The organism is Streptosporangium jomthongense, from assembly GCF_042650425.1.
In the GTDB taxonomy this organism is placed as follows: domain Bacteria; phylum Actinomycetota; class Actinomycetes; order Streptosporangiales; family Streptosporangiaceae; genus Streptosporangium.
The window spans coordinates 90,526-105,386 of sequence record NZ_JBHSBC010000058.1; the positions used below are offsets into that span (position 1 = coordinate 90,526).

General features: G+C 70.1%; 14 protein-coding genes. 6 read left to right on the forward strand and 8 right to left on the reverse strand.

Annotation, left to right across the window (positions count from 1 at the left end; translation table 11 throughout):
* Window positions 1-14 precede the first annotated feature (14 nt).
* The 4 genes from sigJ to ACFOYY_RS41220 form a co-directional block, all read right to left on the reverse strand.
* Window positions 15-899 (reverse strand): RNA polymerase sigma factor SigJ, encoded by an 885-nt coding sequence (sigJ, locus tag ACFOYY_RS41205; RefSeq protein ID WP_352012127.1) that lies wholly within the window; start codon window positions 897-899, stop codon window positions 15-17.
* Between the two features lie 99 nt (window positions 900-998).
* The gene (locus ACFOYY_RS41210) at window positions 999-1,406 is read right to left on the reverse strand and encodes a hypothetical protein (protein WP_386196948.1); all 408 of its coding nucleotides are present in this window, start codon (window positions 1,404-1,406) and stop codon (window positions 999-1,001) included.
* Window positions 1,407-1,489: 83 nt separating this feature from the next.
* The gene (locus ACFOYY_RS41215) at window positions 1,490-2,047 is read right to left on the reverse strand and encodes a TetR/AcrR family transcriptional regulator (RefSeq protein ID WP_362785393.1); all 558 of its coding nucleotides are present in this window, start codon (window positions 2,045-2,047) and stop codon (window positions 1,490-1,492) included.
* Window positions 2,048-2,102: 55 nt separating this feature from the next.
* Complete coding sequence (locus ACFOYY_RS41220) at window positions 2,103-2,912, reverse strand: oxidoreductase (RefSeq protein WP_386196950.1); 810 nt, start codon at window positions 2,910-2,912, stop codon at window positions 2,103-2,105.
* An 86-nt stretch (window positions 2,913-2,998) separates the two neighbouring features.
* On the opposite strand from ACFOYY_RS41220, the gene rph reads away from it, so the two are divergent.
* On the forward strand, window positions 2,999-5,635 hold the full coding sequence (rph, locus tag ACFOYY_RS41225; protein ID WP_386196952.1) for a rifamycin-inactivating phosphotransferase: 2,637 nt from the start codon (window positions 2,999-3,001) through the stop codon (window positions 5,633-5,635).
* 32 nt (window positions 5,636-5,667) lie between these two features.
* On the opposite strand, the gene ACFOYY_RS41230 is transcribed toward rph, so the two are convergent.
* Window positions 5,668-6,591, reverse strand: a complete 924-nt coding sequence (locus ACFOYY_RS41230; RefSeq protein ID WP_386196954.1) for an NAD-dependent epimerase/dehydratase family protein — start codon at window positions 6,589-6,591, stop codon at window positions 5,668-5,670.
* A gap of 214 nt (window positions 6,592-6,805) precedes the next feature.
* Here ACFOYY_RS41230 and ACFOYY_RS41235 point away from each other — a divergent pair, with 214 nt between their 5' ends.
* Window positions 6,806-7,138, forward strand: coding sequence for a helix-turn-helix transcriptional regulator (locus ACFOYY_RS41235; protein WP_352012121.1), 333 nt, complete (start codon window positions 6,806-6,808; stop codon window positions 7,136-7,138).
* Window positions 7,135-8,136, forward strand: a complete 1,002-nt coding sequence (locus tag ACFOYY_RS41240) for a hypothetical protein (RefSeq protein ID WP_386196956.1) — start codon at window positions 7,135-7,137, stop codon at window positions 8,134-8,136. Before ACFOYY_RS41235 ends, ACFOYY_RS41240 begins: the two co-directional genes overlap by 4 nt.
* A 24-nt stretch (window positions 8,137-8,160) precedes the next feature.
* On the opposite strand, the gene ACFOYY_RS41245 is transcribed toward ACFOYY_RS41240, so the two are convergent.
* Both ACFOYY_RS41245 and ACFOYY_RS41250 read right to left on the reverse strand, forming a co-directional pair.
* A complete protein-coding gene (locus tag ACFOYY_RS41245) occupies window positions 8,161-8,799 on the reverse strand; it encodes a response regulator transcription factor (protein WP_352012119.1) in 639 nt (212 codons plus the stop codon).
* Complete coding sequence (locus ACFOYY_RS41250; protein WP_386196958.1) at window positions 8,787-10,034, reverse strand: sensor histidine kinase; 1,248 nt, start codon at window positions 10,032-10,034, stop codon at window positions 8,787-8,789. The genes ACFOYY_RS41245 and ACFOYY_RS41250 overlap by 13 nt, the downstream gene beginning before the upstream one ends.
* A 111-nt stretch (window positions 10,035-10,145) precedes the next feature.
* Here ACFOYY_RS41250 and ACFOYY_RS41255 point away from each other — a divergent pair, with 111 nt between their 5' ends.
* Entirely contained in the window at window positions 10,146-10,400 is a 255-nt protein-coding gene (locus tag ACFOYY_RS41255) for a hypothetical protein (protein ID WP_362912789.1), read from the forward strand.
* 241 nt (window positions 10,401-10,641) lie between these two features.
* The gene (locus tag ACFOYY_RS41260) at window positions 10,642-12,237 is read left to right on the forward strand and encodes an alpha/beta hydrolase (protein WP_386196961.1); all 1,596 of its coding nucleotides are present in this window, start codon (window positions 10,642-10,644) and stop codon (window positions 12,235-12,237) included.
* 407 nt (window positions 12,238-12,644) lie between these two features.
* Here the strand turns inward: ACFOYY_RS41260 and ACFOYY_RS41265 are convergent, their stop codons facing one another.
* On the reverse strand, window positions 12,645-13,202 hold the full coding sequence (locus tag ACFOYY_RS41265) for a TetR/AcrR family transcriptional regulator (protein ID WP_352012115.1): 558 nt from the start codon (window positions 13,200-13,202) through the stop codon (window positions 12,645-12,647).
* 82 nt (window positions 13,203-13,284) lie between these two features.
* Here ACFOYY_RS41265 and ACFOYY_RS41270 point away from each other — a divergent pair, with 82 nt between their 5' ends.
* Window positions 13,285-14,823 carry an MFS transporter gene (locus ACFOYY_RS41270; protein WP_386196963.1) on the forward strand — a complete coding sequence of 513 codons (1,539 nt, stop codon included), beginning with the start codon at window positions 13,285-13,287 and terminating at the stop codon, window positions 14,821-14,823.
* Window positions 14,824-14,861: the final 38 nt, after the last annotated feature.

The following is a 14,861-nucleotide window of genomic DNA, read 5'->3' on the forward strand; positions in this document are numbered from 1 at the left end:
TGTCCCTTCGTTCGTCAGTTGTGCTGCGACAGGTGAGCAAGCTTTTCCGGGTTCGCCATGCCGTAGATGGCGCGTACCCGGCCTCCGGAGGAGTCCGCCTCGACGGTGACGACCGCGACCGGCCGGTCACCGGCGACGATCAGGGCGGTCGGCGTGCCACCGGGGAACGCCCAGCGGACCTCGCACCCCGCATAGCGGGGCCCGACGGCGGCCAGCAGGCGGGCCACCTTGCCGGCGCCGTGCACCGGCCGCAACGCGGCGCGGACCCGGCCGCCTCCGTCGTTCCACAGCGTGACCTCGGGCGCCAGTACGTCGAGGAGATCGGTCACACTGCCTCCGACGGCCGCGTTCACGAACCGCTCCGCCGCCACCTGGGCGTCGCGCCGGTCGGCGGTGAAGCGGGGTCGCCGCGCGTGGACGTGTCCCCGCGCCCGGTGCACGAGCTGGCGCACCGCGGTTGGCGTCCTGTCGAGAATTCCGGCGATCTCGTCGTACTCGTAGGCGAAGGCCTCCCTGAGAACGAACGCGGCCCGTTCGAGCGGCGACAGCGTCTCCAGAACGACCAGCAGACCAAGCGCGACACCATCACGGCGTTCCTCCCGGCCGTCGGCGCCCTCCTCGGTCCACAGCGGTTCCGGCAGCCACGGGCCGATGTAGTCCTCGCGCAGCCTGCGCGCCTTGCGGAGCTGGTCGACCGCCCGGTGCACGACGATGCGCATCAGGTACGCGCGCGGATGCTCGATCGCCGCGTGGTCGACCCTCTCCCAGCTCAGCCACGTGTCCTGCACGACGTCCTCGGCGTCGGTGACGCTGCCGAGAATGTCGTACGCCGCCGCGAACAGCAGATTGCGGTTCGCGGCGAAGACCGTCGTCCGCTCGTCCACGATGTCGTCCGCCACTTCCGTCCCCCGACTCCCCGGTTGCCTGCCTTTCCCACATAGGACGAACCCGTCGCCGGCCGTGTGACATCTCAGTCGACACGGCCGTTCCCGGTGTCCTCAAGGTCGAGTTCCACCGGAGCGGCTGAGCTGCCTGCGGTGCACCACGAGACCGGCCAGCGTCAGCAGTGAGACGAGGCCGAGCTGCCACCAGTTGTCCGGACTGCCGCCAAGGTCCAGGTCGGCCGCGTGGTTCACCGCGTGCAGAGTGTTGGCGACGAAGAACCCGACCAGCACGATCGACAGCACGTCACGCCACACCAGCGCGCTCAGCATCATCAGTCCGATGCCGATCTGGAAGACCCCGGCGTCGTGCAGGAAGTGCACGTGATTGGGAAACCGGGCGAAGACCGAGAAGCCCGCCGGGTCGATGCGCATCCACACGCCGAAGACCAGCATCGTCAGCGCGCCGACCACCACGGCCACCTGGACGAAGGTCCTGGCCTGCCTGCTGTAGCCGTTCGTCATGTCGTGTCCCTTTCCTGTGCTCGCTCTGGTGATAGGACGAGCGCCCAGGGCGGTGTGTGACACGGCTCATCCCGCCTCGCCGGTCAGCCGACGGCGTCCGCGCCTTCCCGGTAACCGACCTGTCGCAGGATGGTCACGAAGTAGGCCTTGACGGCGTCGGCGCTCTCGGTGGCCGGGTAGGAACCCAGGTGGTGCAGCACCGCGCCGTTGAGCAGCTGCTGGACGGCGTTCAGGTCGCAGTCGCCGGGAAGCTGCCCGCGCTCACGCGAGCGGCTCAGCGCGGCGTGCTCGGCCGCCGCGCGCCGTCCGCCGTGGGAGTCGCGGTACGCGCGCAGCAGTTCGGGGTGGTCGTCCACGGCGCCGTACAGCCGCCGCAGCATGCGCCGGTTGCGCGGGTTGCTCAGGTAGGTCGCCCAGTTGCCGAGCATGTGCTCGATGTCGGGCCAGTCGAGGGCGCCGGGGTCGTGATCGTGGTGCACCGACTCGATGGCCTGGATCAGCAGGGCCGTCTTGTCGGGGAACCGCCGGTAGATGGTGGCCCGCGTGACGCCGGCGCGCTGGGCGACCTGCTCGATGCTGGTTCCGCCCGCGCCACGTTCGATGAAGAGGTCGAGAGCCGCCGCGAGAACCGCCGCGTCCACCTCCTGGCTGCGCGGCCGCCCCGGTGGGAGTCGTCGAGGTCGTGTCACGGCGGCGCTATCCGGCCTTGGTGACCAGCGCGTCGAAAGCGCGGTCGGGCAGGATCCGGTTCAGGGCCAGGAGTGTCCTGGCCAGGTAGCCGACCGGGTAGCGCGGTTTCGGCCTGGGTGATTCGACGGCGCTCCTGATGGTCCTGGCGACCACGGCGGGGGCGGAACCCCTGGTGTTGCCCTCGGCCCGGCTCGCCATCGACTCGGCCAGCGCGCCGTAGGCCCCGTGACCGGAGGTCTCGCGCAACTCGCGTGGCGTGTCCTGTTCGAACTCCGTCCTGATGATGCCCGGCTGTACGACCACCACGTGGACGCCGAAGGACCGGCACTCCTGGCGCAGCGAGTCGGAGTAGGTCTCCAGGGCGTGCTTGGAGGCGTGGTACCAGGCGACGAGCGGCAGCGAGATCTCACCGGCGATCGAGGAGACGTTGACGATCGTGCCTGAGCGCCGTTCACGCATGTGCGGCAGGACGAGCTGGGTGAGCCGGGCCGGGCCGAAGAGGTTGACCTCGAACAGGTGACGGGCCCGTTCGACGGGCACGTCCTCGACGGCGCCGTGCAGACCGGCTCCGGCGTTGTTGACCAGCACGTCGATCCGGTGCTGCTCGTCCAGGACGGCGTCCACGACGCGGCCCAGATCGTCCTCCCTGGTGACGTCCATCGCCAGAGCGTAACCGCCCGCCTGACGCAGTTCCGCCATCCGGTCCACCCGGCGGGCTGCGCCGTACACGATGTGGCCGGCCCGGCGCAGCTCCAGTGCGGTGGCGCGGCCGATGCCGGACGAGGCACCGGTGACCAGGCAGATCTTGGGAGTCAAGGTGGCGTCCTTCCCCTGTCGGCGACCCCTGATTTCAATACAGTACTGTACTGTATTGAAACATCGGGTGAGAGACAGGATCCGCCATGAGTGCCTATGTGCTCGGGCTCCACGACATCGATGAGACACGACTGCCCCTGGTCGGCGGGAAGGGGGCCAACCTCGGCGAGCTGTCCGCGATCCGGGGCGTCCGCGTGCCGCGCGGCTTCTGCGTCACCACCGACGCGTACGAGCAGGTCGTGGAACGCGACGCGTCGGTCAGCGCGCTGATCGGCGGGCTGACCGGGCTGCGGGCCGACGACCGGGCGGGCATCGCCGCCGCCTGCGCCCGGCTGCGCGCCGCCGTCGAGGGCCTGACCGTGCCCGACGAGATCCGGCGCGACATCGAGCGCAACCTCGGCGACATGGGCGGCGCGGACGTGGCCTGCGCGGTCAGGTCCAGCGCCACCGCCGAGGACCTGCCGTCCAGCTCCTTCGCGGGCCAGCAGGACACGTACCTGAACGTACGGGGCGCCGAGGCGGTGATCGACAGCGTGCGGCGGTGCTGGGCGTCGCTGTTCACCGACCGGGCGGTGGCCTACCGCATCCAGAACGGCTTCGACCATCGCGCCGTACGGCTTTCCGTGGTCGTCCAGCAGATGGTCTTCCCCGAGGCGTCGGGCATCCTGTTCACCGCCGACCCGGTCTCGGCCAACCGCACGGTGGTCTCCATCGACGCCGGGTTCGGCCTCGGTGAGGCCTTCGTCTCCGGGCTGGTCAACGCCGACAACTACCGGGTCAGGGCGGGGCGGATCATCGACAGGAAGATCGCCGCCCAGACGAAGGAACTGCGCGCTCTGCCGTCGGGCGGCACCGAGGAGCTTCCCGTCGAGCCCGCGCGGCAGAACGCGCAGAAACTCGGCGACGAGCAGATCCTGCTGCTGGAGAGACTGGGGCGGGAGATCGAGGCGCACTTCGGCCGCCCCCAGGACATCGAGTGGGCGCTGTACGACGGCGCGTTCCACATCCTGCAGAGCCGCCCCATCACCACGCTCTATCCCGTGCCGCCGGCGCACGACGGCAAGAACCACGTGTACGTCTCCTACGGGCACCGGCAGATGATGACCGACGCCTTCGCCCCACTGGGCCTGTCGTTCTTCTCGCTCCTGCACGACAAGCTGGGCCGTACGGCGGGCGCCGTGGCCGGCAACCGCTTCTACAAGGACGTCTCGGCCGAGCTCACCTCGGTCTGGGCCAGACCCGCCACGCTCAAGAGTCTCGACCAGGTCGACGTGCTGATGGCCAACGCGCTGCGGGCCGTGCTGAGGCGCAAGGAGTTCGCCGCCGGGCTGGCGCGCGGCAAGACCTCGATGCTGGACTTCGGCGAGGGCGGCGTGCTGCCGATCGTGCGTCACTATCTCAGGCTCGCCCGCGAGGACGACCCCGGCGTCGTGCCGGACCTGATCGCGCGCACCGAGGCGACGGTGGAGCGGCTGCGGAGCGAGATCGCCGGCAAGTCGGGCGACGAACTGTTCGCCTGCATCATCGACGACCACGACGTGCTCGCCGAGCTCACCTTCGACCCGCGCAGCGTGGCGGCGGCCTTCCTCGGCATCCAGTCGGTGAACTGGGTCAACAAGCACATGGAGGCCTGGCTGGGTGAGAAGAACGCCGCCGACGCGATCGCCCAGTCCGCCGACCACAACGTCGTGGCCGCCATGGGGCTCGACCTGCTCGACGTCGCCGACGCCGTCCGCGAGCATCCCGACGTGCTGCGCTACCTGGAGACCGCCCGGTGCGACACCTTCTACGAGGGGCTGGCCGCGTGCGCGGGCGGGGCGGCCGTGGGTGACGCCGTCCGCGGTTACCTGGACACGTACGGGATGCACTGCGCCGGTGACATCGACCTCACCAGGACCCGGTGGAGCGAGGACCCGACGCTGCTCGTGCCGCTCGTCCTCAGCGACATCAGGAACTTCCCGCCCGGGGAACGCCGCCGCAAGGCCGAACAGGGCCGCGCCGAGGCCGAACGCGCCATGAACGACCTGCTCGCCCGCCTCCGCGAGTTGCCGGGCGGCGCGGGCAAGGCCAGGAGGGCGGCCAGGAAGATGAGCCTGATCCGCCACTTCATCGGCTACCGCGAATACTCCAAGCACGCGCTCCTTCTGCGGTACGAGATCTACAAGCGGGCGCTGATGAAGGAGGCCGCCGGGCTGGTCGCGCGCGGGGTCGTCAAGGAGCCCGAGGACGTGTACTTCCTGTCCATCGAGGAGTTCAGGAAGGTGGTCAACACCGGCGAGCTGGACTACTCGGTCATCACGCGGCGGCGGGAGGAGCACGAGACCTACCAGAGGCTGACTCCGCCGCGGGTGATCACCTCCGAGGGCGAGGTGATCTCCGGCGCGTACGAGCCGGGCGCCCTGCCGGAGGGGGCGCTGGCGGGCATCGCCGTTTCGTCGGGAGTCGTGGAGGGCCGGGCGCGGGTCATCCACAGCATGGCCGAGGCCGACCTTGAGGACGGCGACATCCTCGTCACCGTCTTCACCGATCCGAGCTGGTCGCCGCTGTTCGTCTCGGTCAAGGGGGTCGTCATGGAGGTCGGCGGGGTGATGACGCACGGCGCCGTGGTGGCCCGCGAGTACGGGCTGCCCGCGGTCGTCGGCGTGGAGGACGCCACCCGGCGGATCAAGGACGGCCAGCGCATCCGGGTGAACGGCGCCGAAGGGTACGTCGAGATCCTCTGAGACCGCCGGGGCGGCCCCGCCCCGGCGTGTTCTCAGCGAACCTTCAACCCGTCGGACACGCTCCGGTGCACCGGGGTCCAGCCCAGGTCGCGGGTGGCCTTGGCGTGCGAGACCCGCATCGTGGTGTCGATCAGCAGGCAGCCCAGGTACGGCACGGCCAGCCTGACCAACCATCTCGGCGTCACGACGGGACGAGGCGTGCCGTGCGCACGGGCGACCGTGGTCAGGAAGTCGCGCCAGCTCATCGGCCGGTCGTCCACGATGTTGTACGCCTCCCCCGCGCCGCCGTGTTCCATGGCCGCGACCGTGGCCGCCGCCGCGTCCTCCACGTGGACGAAGGAGGTGGTCCCCGTCCTCCCTCGCGGGAGTACGGGAGCCCGCCTGCGCATCAGGTCCGCGAACATGTCGCTGAACGCGTTCCTGCCGTAGAACATCCCGTACCGCAGGGCGATGCCCTCGATGCCGTCCGCGTCGAACACCTGCCGTTCGGTCGCCACGCTGGAGTCCGTCACCAGGTCGCCCACGTTGCCGACGCGCAGCCCGAAGACGTCGTTCTCGGTCAGGACCCTGGTGCCGTGATCGCGGTAGCCGTACCCGGTGATCAGCGACTGGGTGACGAAGCGACGCGCGCCCACCACCCGCGATGCCTCAAGGAGGTGCGCGGTGCCCCTGTCGCGGAGGGCGATGGTGGGGTCGTCGGGGCGCAGCCTGAGTCCGGGTTTCCGCAGCGCCGTGGCCTGGTGCATGACCACGTCGGCCCGGTGCCCTTCGACCGCGCGCAGCAACCCGTCACGATCCATCACATCCGCGATCACCGGGAACGCGCCGCGATCCACGACGAGCCGCCGCTTGGCCGGATGACGGATGAGCGCGATCACCTCGTGCCCCGACCCGGCCAGCGCCGACAACAGCGGCAACCCGATCGCACCGGTCGCGCCTGCGAGCAGCACCCTCATCGCACCCGCTCCCACGCCTGCGGCCAACTCCGCGTCCAGACGCCGAAGACCGGCGTGCGGAGCACGTTTCCCGTGACGGCCTGTGCCATGACGACCTCCTGTCTTGGTTGAACACATCACAAGGACGAGACGGCCGGCGCCGTTGTGACAGACAGGTTCACGGCGTGGATCGCCACCACTACCTCTTCGCCCGCACCCTAGCTAGAGTTAGAGCATGGGTAAGCCTCCCAGGATGACCATCCCGACCCAGCTCGTGCTACGCGCCTTCCTCGACGACCCCACGCGGGAGATGTACGGACTGGAGGTCTGCGCCGCCTCCGGCCTGGCCAGCGGCACCATCCATCCCATCCTCGCCCGCTTCGAGGGCATCGGCTGGCTGGAGTCACGCTTCGAGGACGTCAACCCCCACGAGGCGGCCCGGCCTCGCCGCCGCTACTACCGGCTCACCCCCGACGGCGCCGAGAACGCCCGCCTCGCGCTCGCCCAGGCACACACCAGGATCGGCACGCTGCGTGGGCTGAGCCCACGGCTGGGCGGCGGAAGTTGAGCGACCTCCCCCAGGGTTCCATCGCCAACCCCAGCAGGTTCGTCATCGACCGCCACCTCGCCCTCGCCCTCGACCGGGCCCTCGTCCACGCCCTCGACCAGGCCCAGCTCCTCGCTTCCGGCCCCGTTTACCTCCACTCCTTCGAAGATCAAAGCTTCAGCCGCACCAACGTCATCGACCTGGACCGCGCCCTGACCCTCGCTCGCAGGCTGGACCACACCCTCACCTTCGTCCGTACCTACACGCTGGACTTCCAGCGCGGCTCCCACCAGGCCCGCGACCTCGCCCACGCCCTTCACCACGCGCTCGAACGCACCCACGCCCTCGGCTTCGACCTCGACCGCATCCCCACCTACGAACTCGACCTCGACTACGCCCGCACCCGCGCTCGCGCCCGGATCCTCGCCGACCACCTGGACGCCATGGGGCAGAGGGCCGTGGAGATCTCCGAGCGCCTCGAAAGGCTCAGTGCGCAGGCGTCGCCGGCGGAGCCGGTCGTGGTGGAGGAGAAGGCCGTCCCCATATCCCGGTCGGCGGAACACATGGTGAGCCTCATGATGAAGCTGCTCCCGGCCGTACGCCGGGACCGCTACGCCGAGGAGTTCAACGCCGAGCTGTACGACCTGGCACAGCTGAAGTCCACCAGGACCGTGCAGGTCGTCTACGCCCTCCGGCAGTTCGGCCGCGTGTGGCAACTCCGCGAGGCCCTCCTGAGGCCGGACCGGCCACGGTTCCATCGGCTACGCCGGATCGCGTGCTGGGTGCTCGCCTCGGACTGGCTCACCTGGAGCCTGCTCGGCCCGCCGCTGGCCTTCGGCGTGATCAACGTGCATCTCTCCCAGGGGTGGGGCTCCGCCCTGTTCACCCTGCCGGGTGTCGCCGGCTTCTACGCCGGGGTGGAGTGGCTCCGCAAGCGCTGGGGCATAGAGGTGAAACGGCGGGACGAGTCAGCCGGAGAGCCGCCGAACGATGACCTGAACAAGCCAAGACGGCCCTGACGTCCCGGAGAAGCCGGGTGGCGTTCAGCTTTCCAGATAGCGCAGGACCGCGGCGACCCTGCGGTCGACCTGGTCGGTCGGGGCGAGGTCGAGCTTGGCGAAGATGCTGCGGATGTGTTTCTGCACGCCGCCGTCGGTCACCACCAGACGCTGGGCGATGGCGGTGTTGCCCAGCCCTTCGGCCATGAGGGCCAGCACCTCGCGTTCGCGGGCGGTCAGCCGTTCCATCGGGTCGCGGCGGCGGGTGAACAGCTGGGCGATCACCTCGGGGTCCATCGCCGTCCCGCCCGCGGCCACCCGGTGCAGGGCGTCCAGGAACTCCTCCACCTTGCCCACGCGCTCCTTGAGGAGGTATCCCACCCCGTGGGTCCCCTCGGCCAGCAGGTTCGTGGCGAAGGCCTGCTCGACGTAGGCCGACAGGACCAGCACCGCCAGGCCGGGGTTCAGCCGCCGGGCCTCGACGGCGGCCCTGATCCCCTCGTCGGTGTGGGTGGGCGGCATGCGCACGTCCACCACTGCCACATCGGGCCGGTGCTCGGCCACCGCGGCCAGGAACCCCTCAGGTTCGGAGGCCGCGGCCACCACCTCGAATCCCTCGCCGGTCAGCAGCAGCACCAGGCCCCGGCGCAGCAACGCGTCGTCCTCGGCGATCACGATCCGCACGGCAACTCCACTTCGATGGTTGTCGGCCCGCCCCGCGGGCTGGTCAGCACGATGGTTCCGTCGTGTGCCTCGACCCGGCGGCGGATGCCGCCCAGCCCGGTGCCGTCGGCCTCCGAGGCTCCGCCCTTGCCGTCGTCGCTCACCACCACGCGTAGCAGGCCGCCGTCACGGCGCACCTCGACCAGGGCTCTCCGCGCGCCGCTGTGTTTCGCCACGTTGGTCAGCGCTTCGGCGACGACGAAGTAGGCGGTGGTCTCCACCGACAGCGGCAGCCGCCCCAGGTCGTCGGCGGTCAAGGCGCACGGGATCGCGCTGCCCGCCGCCAGAGCGCTCAGCGCCCCGGACAGCCCCCTGTCCTCCAGGACAGGCGGCAGGATGCCGCGGACGACCCCGCGCAGTTCGGCCACCGCCTGCTCGGCGGCACTCTGCGCCTCGTCGAGCGCCTCCCGCGGCCCGTCGAGCGCCAGGCCTGTCCGAGCCGCCTCTCTGGCCAGCGCCCGCTTGGCCACGGCGACCGTCACCACGACGGCGACCAGCCGGTTCTGCGCGCCGTCATGCAGCGCCCGCTCGATCCTGCGCAGTTCGGCCGCATGTGCCCGCAGGGCGCCCGCGCGCGTCGCGGTGAGCCGGGCGACCTGCCGCGACAGGTCGATCGACGGATGCGGGCGCAGGAGCCGCACCCCGGGCAGCGCCTGCAACCTGGCCATCCGCGGGGCGAGCATGACGGCGATCACCTGGACGACCACGGCCGCCAGCGCGGCTGCCAGCGCGGCCGGAAACGTGGTGATCGGCAGCTCGTAGCTGGTGATCCGGCCCTCCGGCGGCATCAGGCCCCACCAGAACGGGGACGTCGCGTCCCGCAAGGTCATCGTCGGCATCAGGACGGCGACAAGGCCGAGCGCCAGCCCCAGCGTGGCGTGCGCGGCCACCCAGCCCAGATCGCGGAAGGTCGCCGGGTCGCGGCGGGCGGCGCGGATCCTGGCCGTCCAGCCCGTCGCGGTGTCCTGCTGCGGATAGGGGGTGACGACCTCCAGCCCCCAGCGGTTGAGCCGGCCGCGTTCCCGTTCGGCCACCGCCCTGGTCAGCGCCAGCATCGGCGGGATCATCAGCAGACCCACCCCCACGAGGCAGGCCGCGGCGACCATGATCCAGAACACGAGGACCAGGAAGGCGAGGATCGCGGTGCCGAGACCTCCCGCCAGGCGCTCCAAAGCCTCGAAAGCGTCCCTGCTCATCTCCCCCACCCTAAGCTGAGGCGGAGGACCGTTTCATTCCACCCTGCACTACCATCGGCCTGGCAGATTACGGCATTTCCCCAGGCAGAGCCAATTTCTAGGGTGATCAGTATGAATGACCCCTGCCGCGTCACACCTGCCGACCGGCCTCGGCCGTCCGCCCCCTTCCGCCGGCCCGAGCCACCGCGCGACGGCACCGTGCTCCGCGTGCTCCTGTGGACCGGTTTCACCGTGTGCGCCGTCGTCAACAGTGTCGGCAACAGCATCGGCGGCGTCGGCGAGGGCGTCGGCCTGGTCGCCGGGATCATCTCCGGCGGCTCCATCGCGGCCTTGATCGTCCACCACTACGCCCGGCGCCGTTCATGAGCGGTGTCACCTTCGGCGGCGTCTCCGAGAAGTACGGTGACCCGGTCGCCCGACGAGACCTCATTCGCCTTCCCGCGCCGGTCGGCTCGTCACCGTCACGGGTTCTCGGCGAGTTTCCTGCGGCGTGACGGTAGGGCTGGCCGTACCTTCACGACTCCATTCAGCGGGGTCGATCACGGATCATCTCGGCACCATGCTCGATAGCACCGCAAACCGGTCATCAAGCAGGGAGACAGATCCCATGTCGCACTCCACCGTTCCATCCCCTCCGGTCACGTCCGGTCCTGCCAGGAGGCACGGCCTGCCGGCCCTGGCCACCGCGGCCGCCGTCGCACTGGGCGCCCTCGGCCTGGCCGCCGCCCCGGCTTTCGCGGAAACCCCCGCGGGAGCCGACAGGCCGATCCGCTTCCACCATCAAAGGCTCGACTGGCACGGTTGTAAGACAGGACCGGACGACAGGGCGGGCGCGAGCCTGGACGCGGCGGGCGCCCAGTGCGCCGAGGTCACCGTCCCGCTGGACTACCGCAGGCCCGGCGGGCGAACCATCTCGGTGGCGATCTCCCGGATCAAGGCCACCGACCCCGCCGGACGGCGCGGCGTTCTGCTGACCAACCCTGGCGGCCCCGGAGGACCCGGACTGGACCTGGTGGCGTCCCTCGCGCAGTGGTCACCCGCCCTCACCTCCCGCTACGACCTGATCGGAATGGACCCGCGCTTCACGGGCCGCAGCACACCGATCCGCTGCGGATGGAAGACCGACGTCTTCCTGCGTTCGGCCGGTCCGAACCGCCGTACCTTCAACGAGAGCGCGGCCCTGATGAAGGAACTGGCGGCCAAATGCGCCCGGGGCAACCGCGACGTGCTGCCGTACGCCTCCACCCGGAACACCGCCCGCGACATGGACGTGGTCCGCGCCGTCCTCGGTGAGCCGAAACTGTCCTATCTCGGATACTCCTACGGCACCTACCTGGGGGCGGTCTACACGCAGATGTTCGGTGCGAGAGCCGACCGGATCGTGCTGGACAGCGCGGTCAACCCCGACACCTACGGCCCCGGCCTGCTGTCAGGGAACGAGCCGGCCATCACCGCCGCGCTGAGAAACTGGGCCGCCTGGGCCGCCGCGCACGACAAGGATCACGGCCTGGGCGACACCACCACCGAGGTCCTGGCCACCGTCAACCACGTCAACCGGGCCGCCGCCCGGCGCCCGCTGCGGATCGGTGGGTACCGGATCGACTCTCACCACATCCCCTACCTGCTCTTCGGGCCTCTCTACGAGGACGGCGAAAAGGCCTACGCCGACTTCGCCACCCAGGTGCGGGCGCTGGCCGACGCCACCCGCGGCACCGTGGTCACCGCCCCGCCGTCGCTGAAGGCGTCCCTCGACAGCCTGTTCACCGGGACGGGCGCGCTCGACGCCCAGGCCCCGATCATCTGCGCCGACCGGGCCGCCTCCCGCGACCCGGAGACCTACTTCCGCGACATCCAGGCCCACCGCGCCGACGAGCCGCTGTACGGGCCGCTGATCCGCAACATCACCCCGTGCGCGTTCTGGCCCACCGCTCCGGTGGAGGCGCCGACCAAGGTCCGCAACGGTGTCCCGGTGCTGGTCGTCGGCAACGACGGCGACCCAGGCTCCCCCTACCTCGGCCAGCAGGCCATGCACCGGGCGCTGACCGGCTCCCGCATGGTCACCCTGCGCGGCGCCTATCGCCACGCCACCTACCTCGGCGCCGGCAACTCCTGCGTCAACACCACCGTCGAGCGCTACCTGATCGACGGCGTCCTGCCCGGTGGCGACGTCACCTGCGTCAAGGACGTCACTCCGGCAGGGTGACGACGCAACCGGCCCGATGCCTCGTCGCGGACCGGCTGATGCCAGGTCAGCTTGTCAATCGTTCCCGAGGCCCTCAAAGCAGGATGCGAGCGGAAGCCACTGCTGGGCGCCGGGCCGCTGAGGAGCCGACGTCGAGTTCTTGTCAGCGGCGGGCGTCGTCCGCGGTACCGCCTGCCACTGATGACGCGGTTCGGTGCCCTCGATGAGGCTGACGTCCTGCTCCAACACGGCGCGGTGAAGGGTGAACGGGGCCGACGGGCGCAGCGAGTGGCCCTGGCCGCGGCGGATGACCTGCCCGACGGCGAGGGCTTGGCGGGCAGGGCCGTCGCCGGTGGTCGGCGAGGAGGCCGGGCAGATCGAGTTGCGGTACCGCTCATAAGGTGAGCCCAGGCGGTGGGCAGACCCGCTCAGGGCGCCGGCGGCTCAGGAATGAGGGCAAGAATCTCGTCGACAAGCCGCTCCCTGACCCCGCTGGGCAAGGAGGCGCCGAGGGCGTTCTCGTATCCCCAGAACCCGTCGGCGGCCATGCGCGCCATGAGGCACCGCATCGCCTCGTCGTCGTGCTCGTCGATCGGCGCCGCGTCACCGGGGAACCAGCGGTCGTAGACCCGCTGCCAGGGAGCCATCCAGTCGGGCTCGTTGCCCGCCTCGGCGATCAGACGCGTCTCCAGACGCGTGGAGGCTCCGGTGCATGCCAGCACGTATCCCCTCGTGCGTTCGGCGAGCGTCGCCTCCTCCGGTTCCTTGCCGGTCGCCTCGCGCAGCCCCCGCTCGACGCGGTCGGCGAGGAACTCGTGAATCCCGGCGAGCAGCGCGTGTTTCGTCGGGAAGTGGTAGATCAGCCCGCGCTTGGTCACCCCGGCTTCGGCCGCGACCGCGTCCAGGGTGAGCGCGGTGATGCCGCGCTCCTCGACGACGCGCAGGGCCGCCTCGATCATCGCCGGTCGCGCATTCGGTCGCGCCATGTCCCCTCCTCGTCTCCGCAGGGTTAGTATACCGCCTGGTGTAGTATACCGTTTGGTGAAGTAACTGGCTCGGGAGGGAAAGATGACCGAGAACACACAGCGGGCGACAGCTCGTACCTGGATCGGACTGGCAGTGCTCGTACTGCCGATGCTGCTGATCGCCATCGACGGCATGGTGCTGGTCTTCGCGCTGCCCGCGATCACCACGGATCTCCAGCCCTCGGGCACCGAGCAACTGTGGATCCTCGACATCTACTCGCTGATGCTCGCGGGTCTCCTGATCACGATGTCGTCCCTCGGCGACCGGATCGGCCGCCGTCGGCTCCTGCTGATCGGAGCGGTGGGATTCGCGGCGGCGTCCGTGCTGGGAGCGCTGGCGAGTGCGCCGTGGATGCTGATCCTCGCCCGAGCGCTGCTCGGGGTAGCCGGCGCGACCATCATGCCCTCGACGCTGTCGATCATCCGCAACATGTTCCTCGATCGAAACCAGCGCCGCACGGCAATGGCGGTGTGGGCCGCGATGGGTTCCGCGGGCGCCGCGGCGGGCCCGATCGTTGGAGGCTGGATCATCGAAGCCTTCAGCTGGCATGCCGCTTTCCTGATGAACATCCCGGTCATGATCATCCTGCTGGCACTCGCCCCGATCTTCGTGCCCGAGAGCGCCAACCCGATGCCGGGACGCATCGACGTCCCCAGCATCGCGCTCTCCCTCACCGGAATGGTGACGCTCGTCTACGGCGTCAAGACCCTCGCCGAGGGAGAGCAGCCACTGGCGGCGCTCGTCACGTTCGTCTCCGGCGCCGTGCTTCTGGTGCTGTTCGTGGTGCGCCAGCTGCGCATCCCGAACCCGATGATCAACGTCCGGCTGTTTCGGGTCCGCTCCTTCACCGGCGCGGTCGTGGTCGACCTGTTGTCGGTGTTCGCCCTGGTCGGCGCACTCTTCGCGCTGACGCAGCACCTGCAGCTCATCGCAGGGCTCTCCACCGTTCAGGCCGCCCTCTGGATGCTGCCGCAAGCCGCGGTCTCCGCGATCGCGGGGTTCCTCGCCGCCGCACTCGTCAAGAGGATCCCTGCGTCGATCCTCGTGTCAGCGGGAGGCGTCATCACCGCGGCAGGATTCGGGATGCTGCTGTTCCTCACACCCCAGACCCCGCCGTTCGTGATCGCGATCTCGCTGTGCCTGGTCGGCCTCGGCGCCGGGGTCGGCCTGACGCTGACCAACGACATCATCATGAGCTCGGTGCGCCCGGAGCACGCCGGGCAAGCCGCAGCCGTGAGCGAGACCGCCTACGAAGTGGGCACAGCACTCGGCACAGCCGTTCTCGGCTCCATCCTGCTCGGGTTCTACCGGACCGGCCTGGCCTCCCATGCGCCCATCGGCCTGCCCGGCACTGTGCTCTCAGCGGCTGAGGAGACGCTCGCCGCAGCCCTCGCCTTCACCGCCGAACTGCCCGGTGCGCTCGGACAGGCGCTCGCCGACGCCGCGGTGACGTCATTCACCCAGGCACTCGCATGGACAGGCGGCCTCGCGGCCCTGATCCTGACCGGGGTGGCGATCTTCGCCGCCATCATGCTGCGCGGAGTCTCCGCACAGGCCGACCTGGTGAAGGCGGACCACTAAGGCCTGTCTGACAATTCGGAGTGGCGGAGCCAGAGCAT

Excerpts from the sequence above, each read along its gene's own strand:
- ACFOYY_RS41210 (WP_386196948.1), bottom strand. The coding sequence starts at position 1,406 with ATGACGAACGGCTACAGCAGGCAGGCCAGGACCTTCGTCCAGGTGGCC.
- rph (WP_386196952.1), top strand. The coding sequence starts at position 2,999 with ATGAGTGCCTATGTGCTCGGGCTCCACGACATCGATGAGACACGACTG.
- ACFOYY_RS41230 (WP_386196954.1), bottom strand. The coding sequence starts at position 6,591 with ATGAGGGTGCTGCTCGCAGGCGCGACCGGTGCGATCGGGTTGCCGCTG.
- ACFOYY_RS41235 (WP_352012121.1), top strand. The coding sequence starts at position 6,806 with ATGGGTAAGCCTCCCAGGATGACCATCCCGACCCAGCTCGTGCTACGC.
- ACFOYY_RS41250 (WP_386196958.1), bottom strand. The coding sequence starts at position 10,034 with ATGAGCAGGGACGCTTTCGAGGCTTTGGAGCGCCTGGCGGGAGGTCTC.
- ACFOYY_RS41255 (WP_362912789.1), top strand. The coding sequence starts at position 10,146 with ATGAATGACCCCTGCCGCGTCACACCTGCCGACCGGCCTCGGCCGTCC.
- ACFOYY_RS41260 (WP_386196961.1), top strand. The coding sequence starts at position 10,642 with ATGTCGCACTCCACCGTTCCATCCCCTCCGGTCACGTCCGGTCCTGCC.
- ACFOYY_RS41265 (WP_352012115.1), bottom strand. The coding sequence starts at position 13,202 with ATGGCGCGACCGAATGCGCGACCGGCGATGATCGAGGCGGCCCTGCGC.
- ACFOYY_RS41270 (WP_386196963.1), top strand. The coding sequence starts at position 13,285 with ATGACCGAGAACACACAGCGGGCGACAGCTCGTACCTGGATCGGACTG.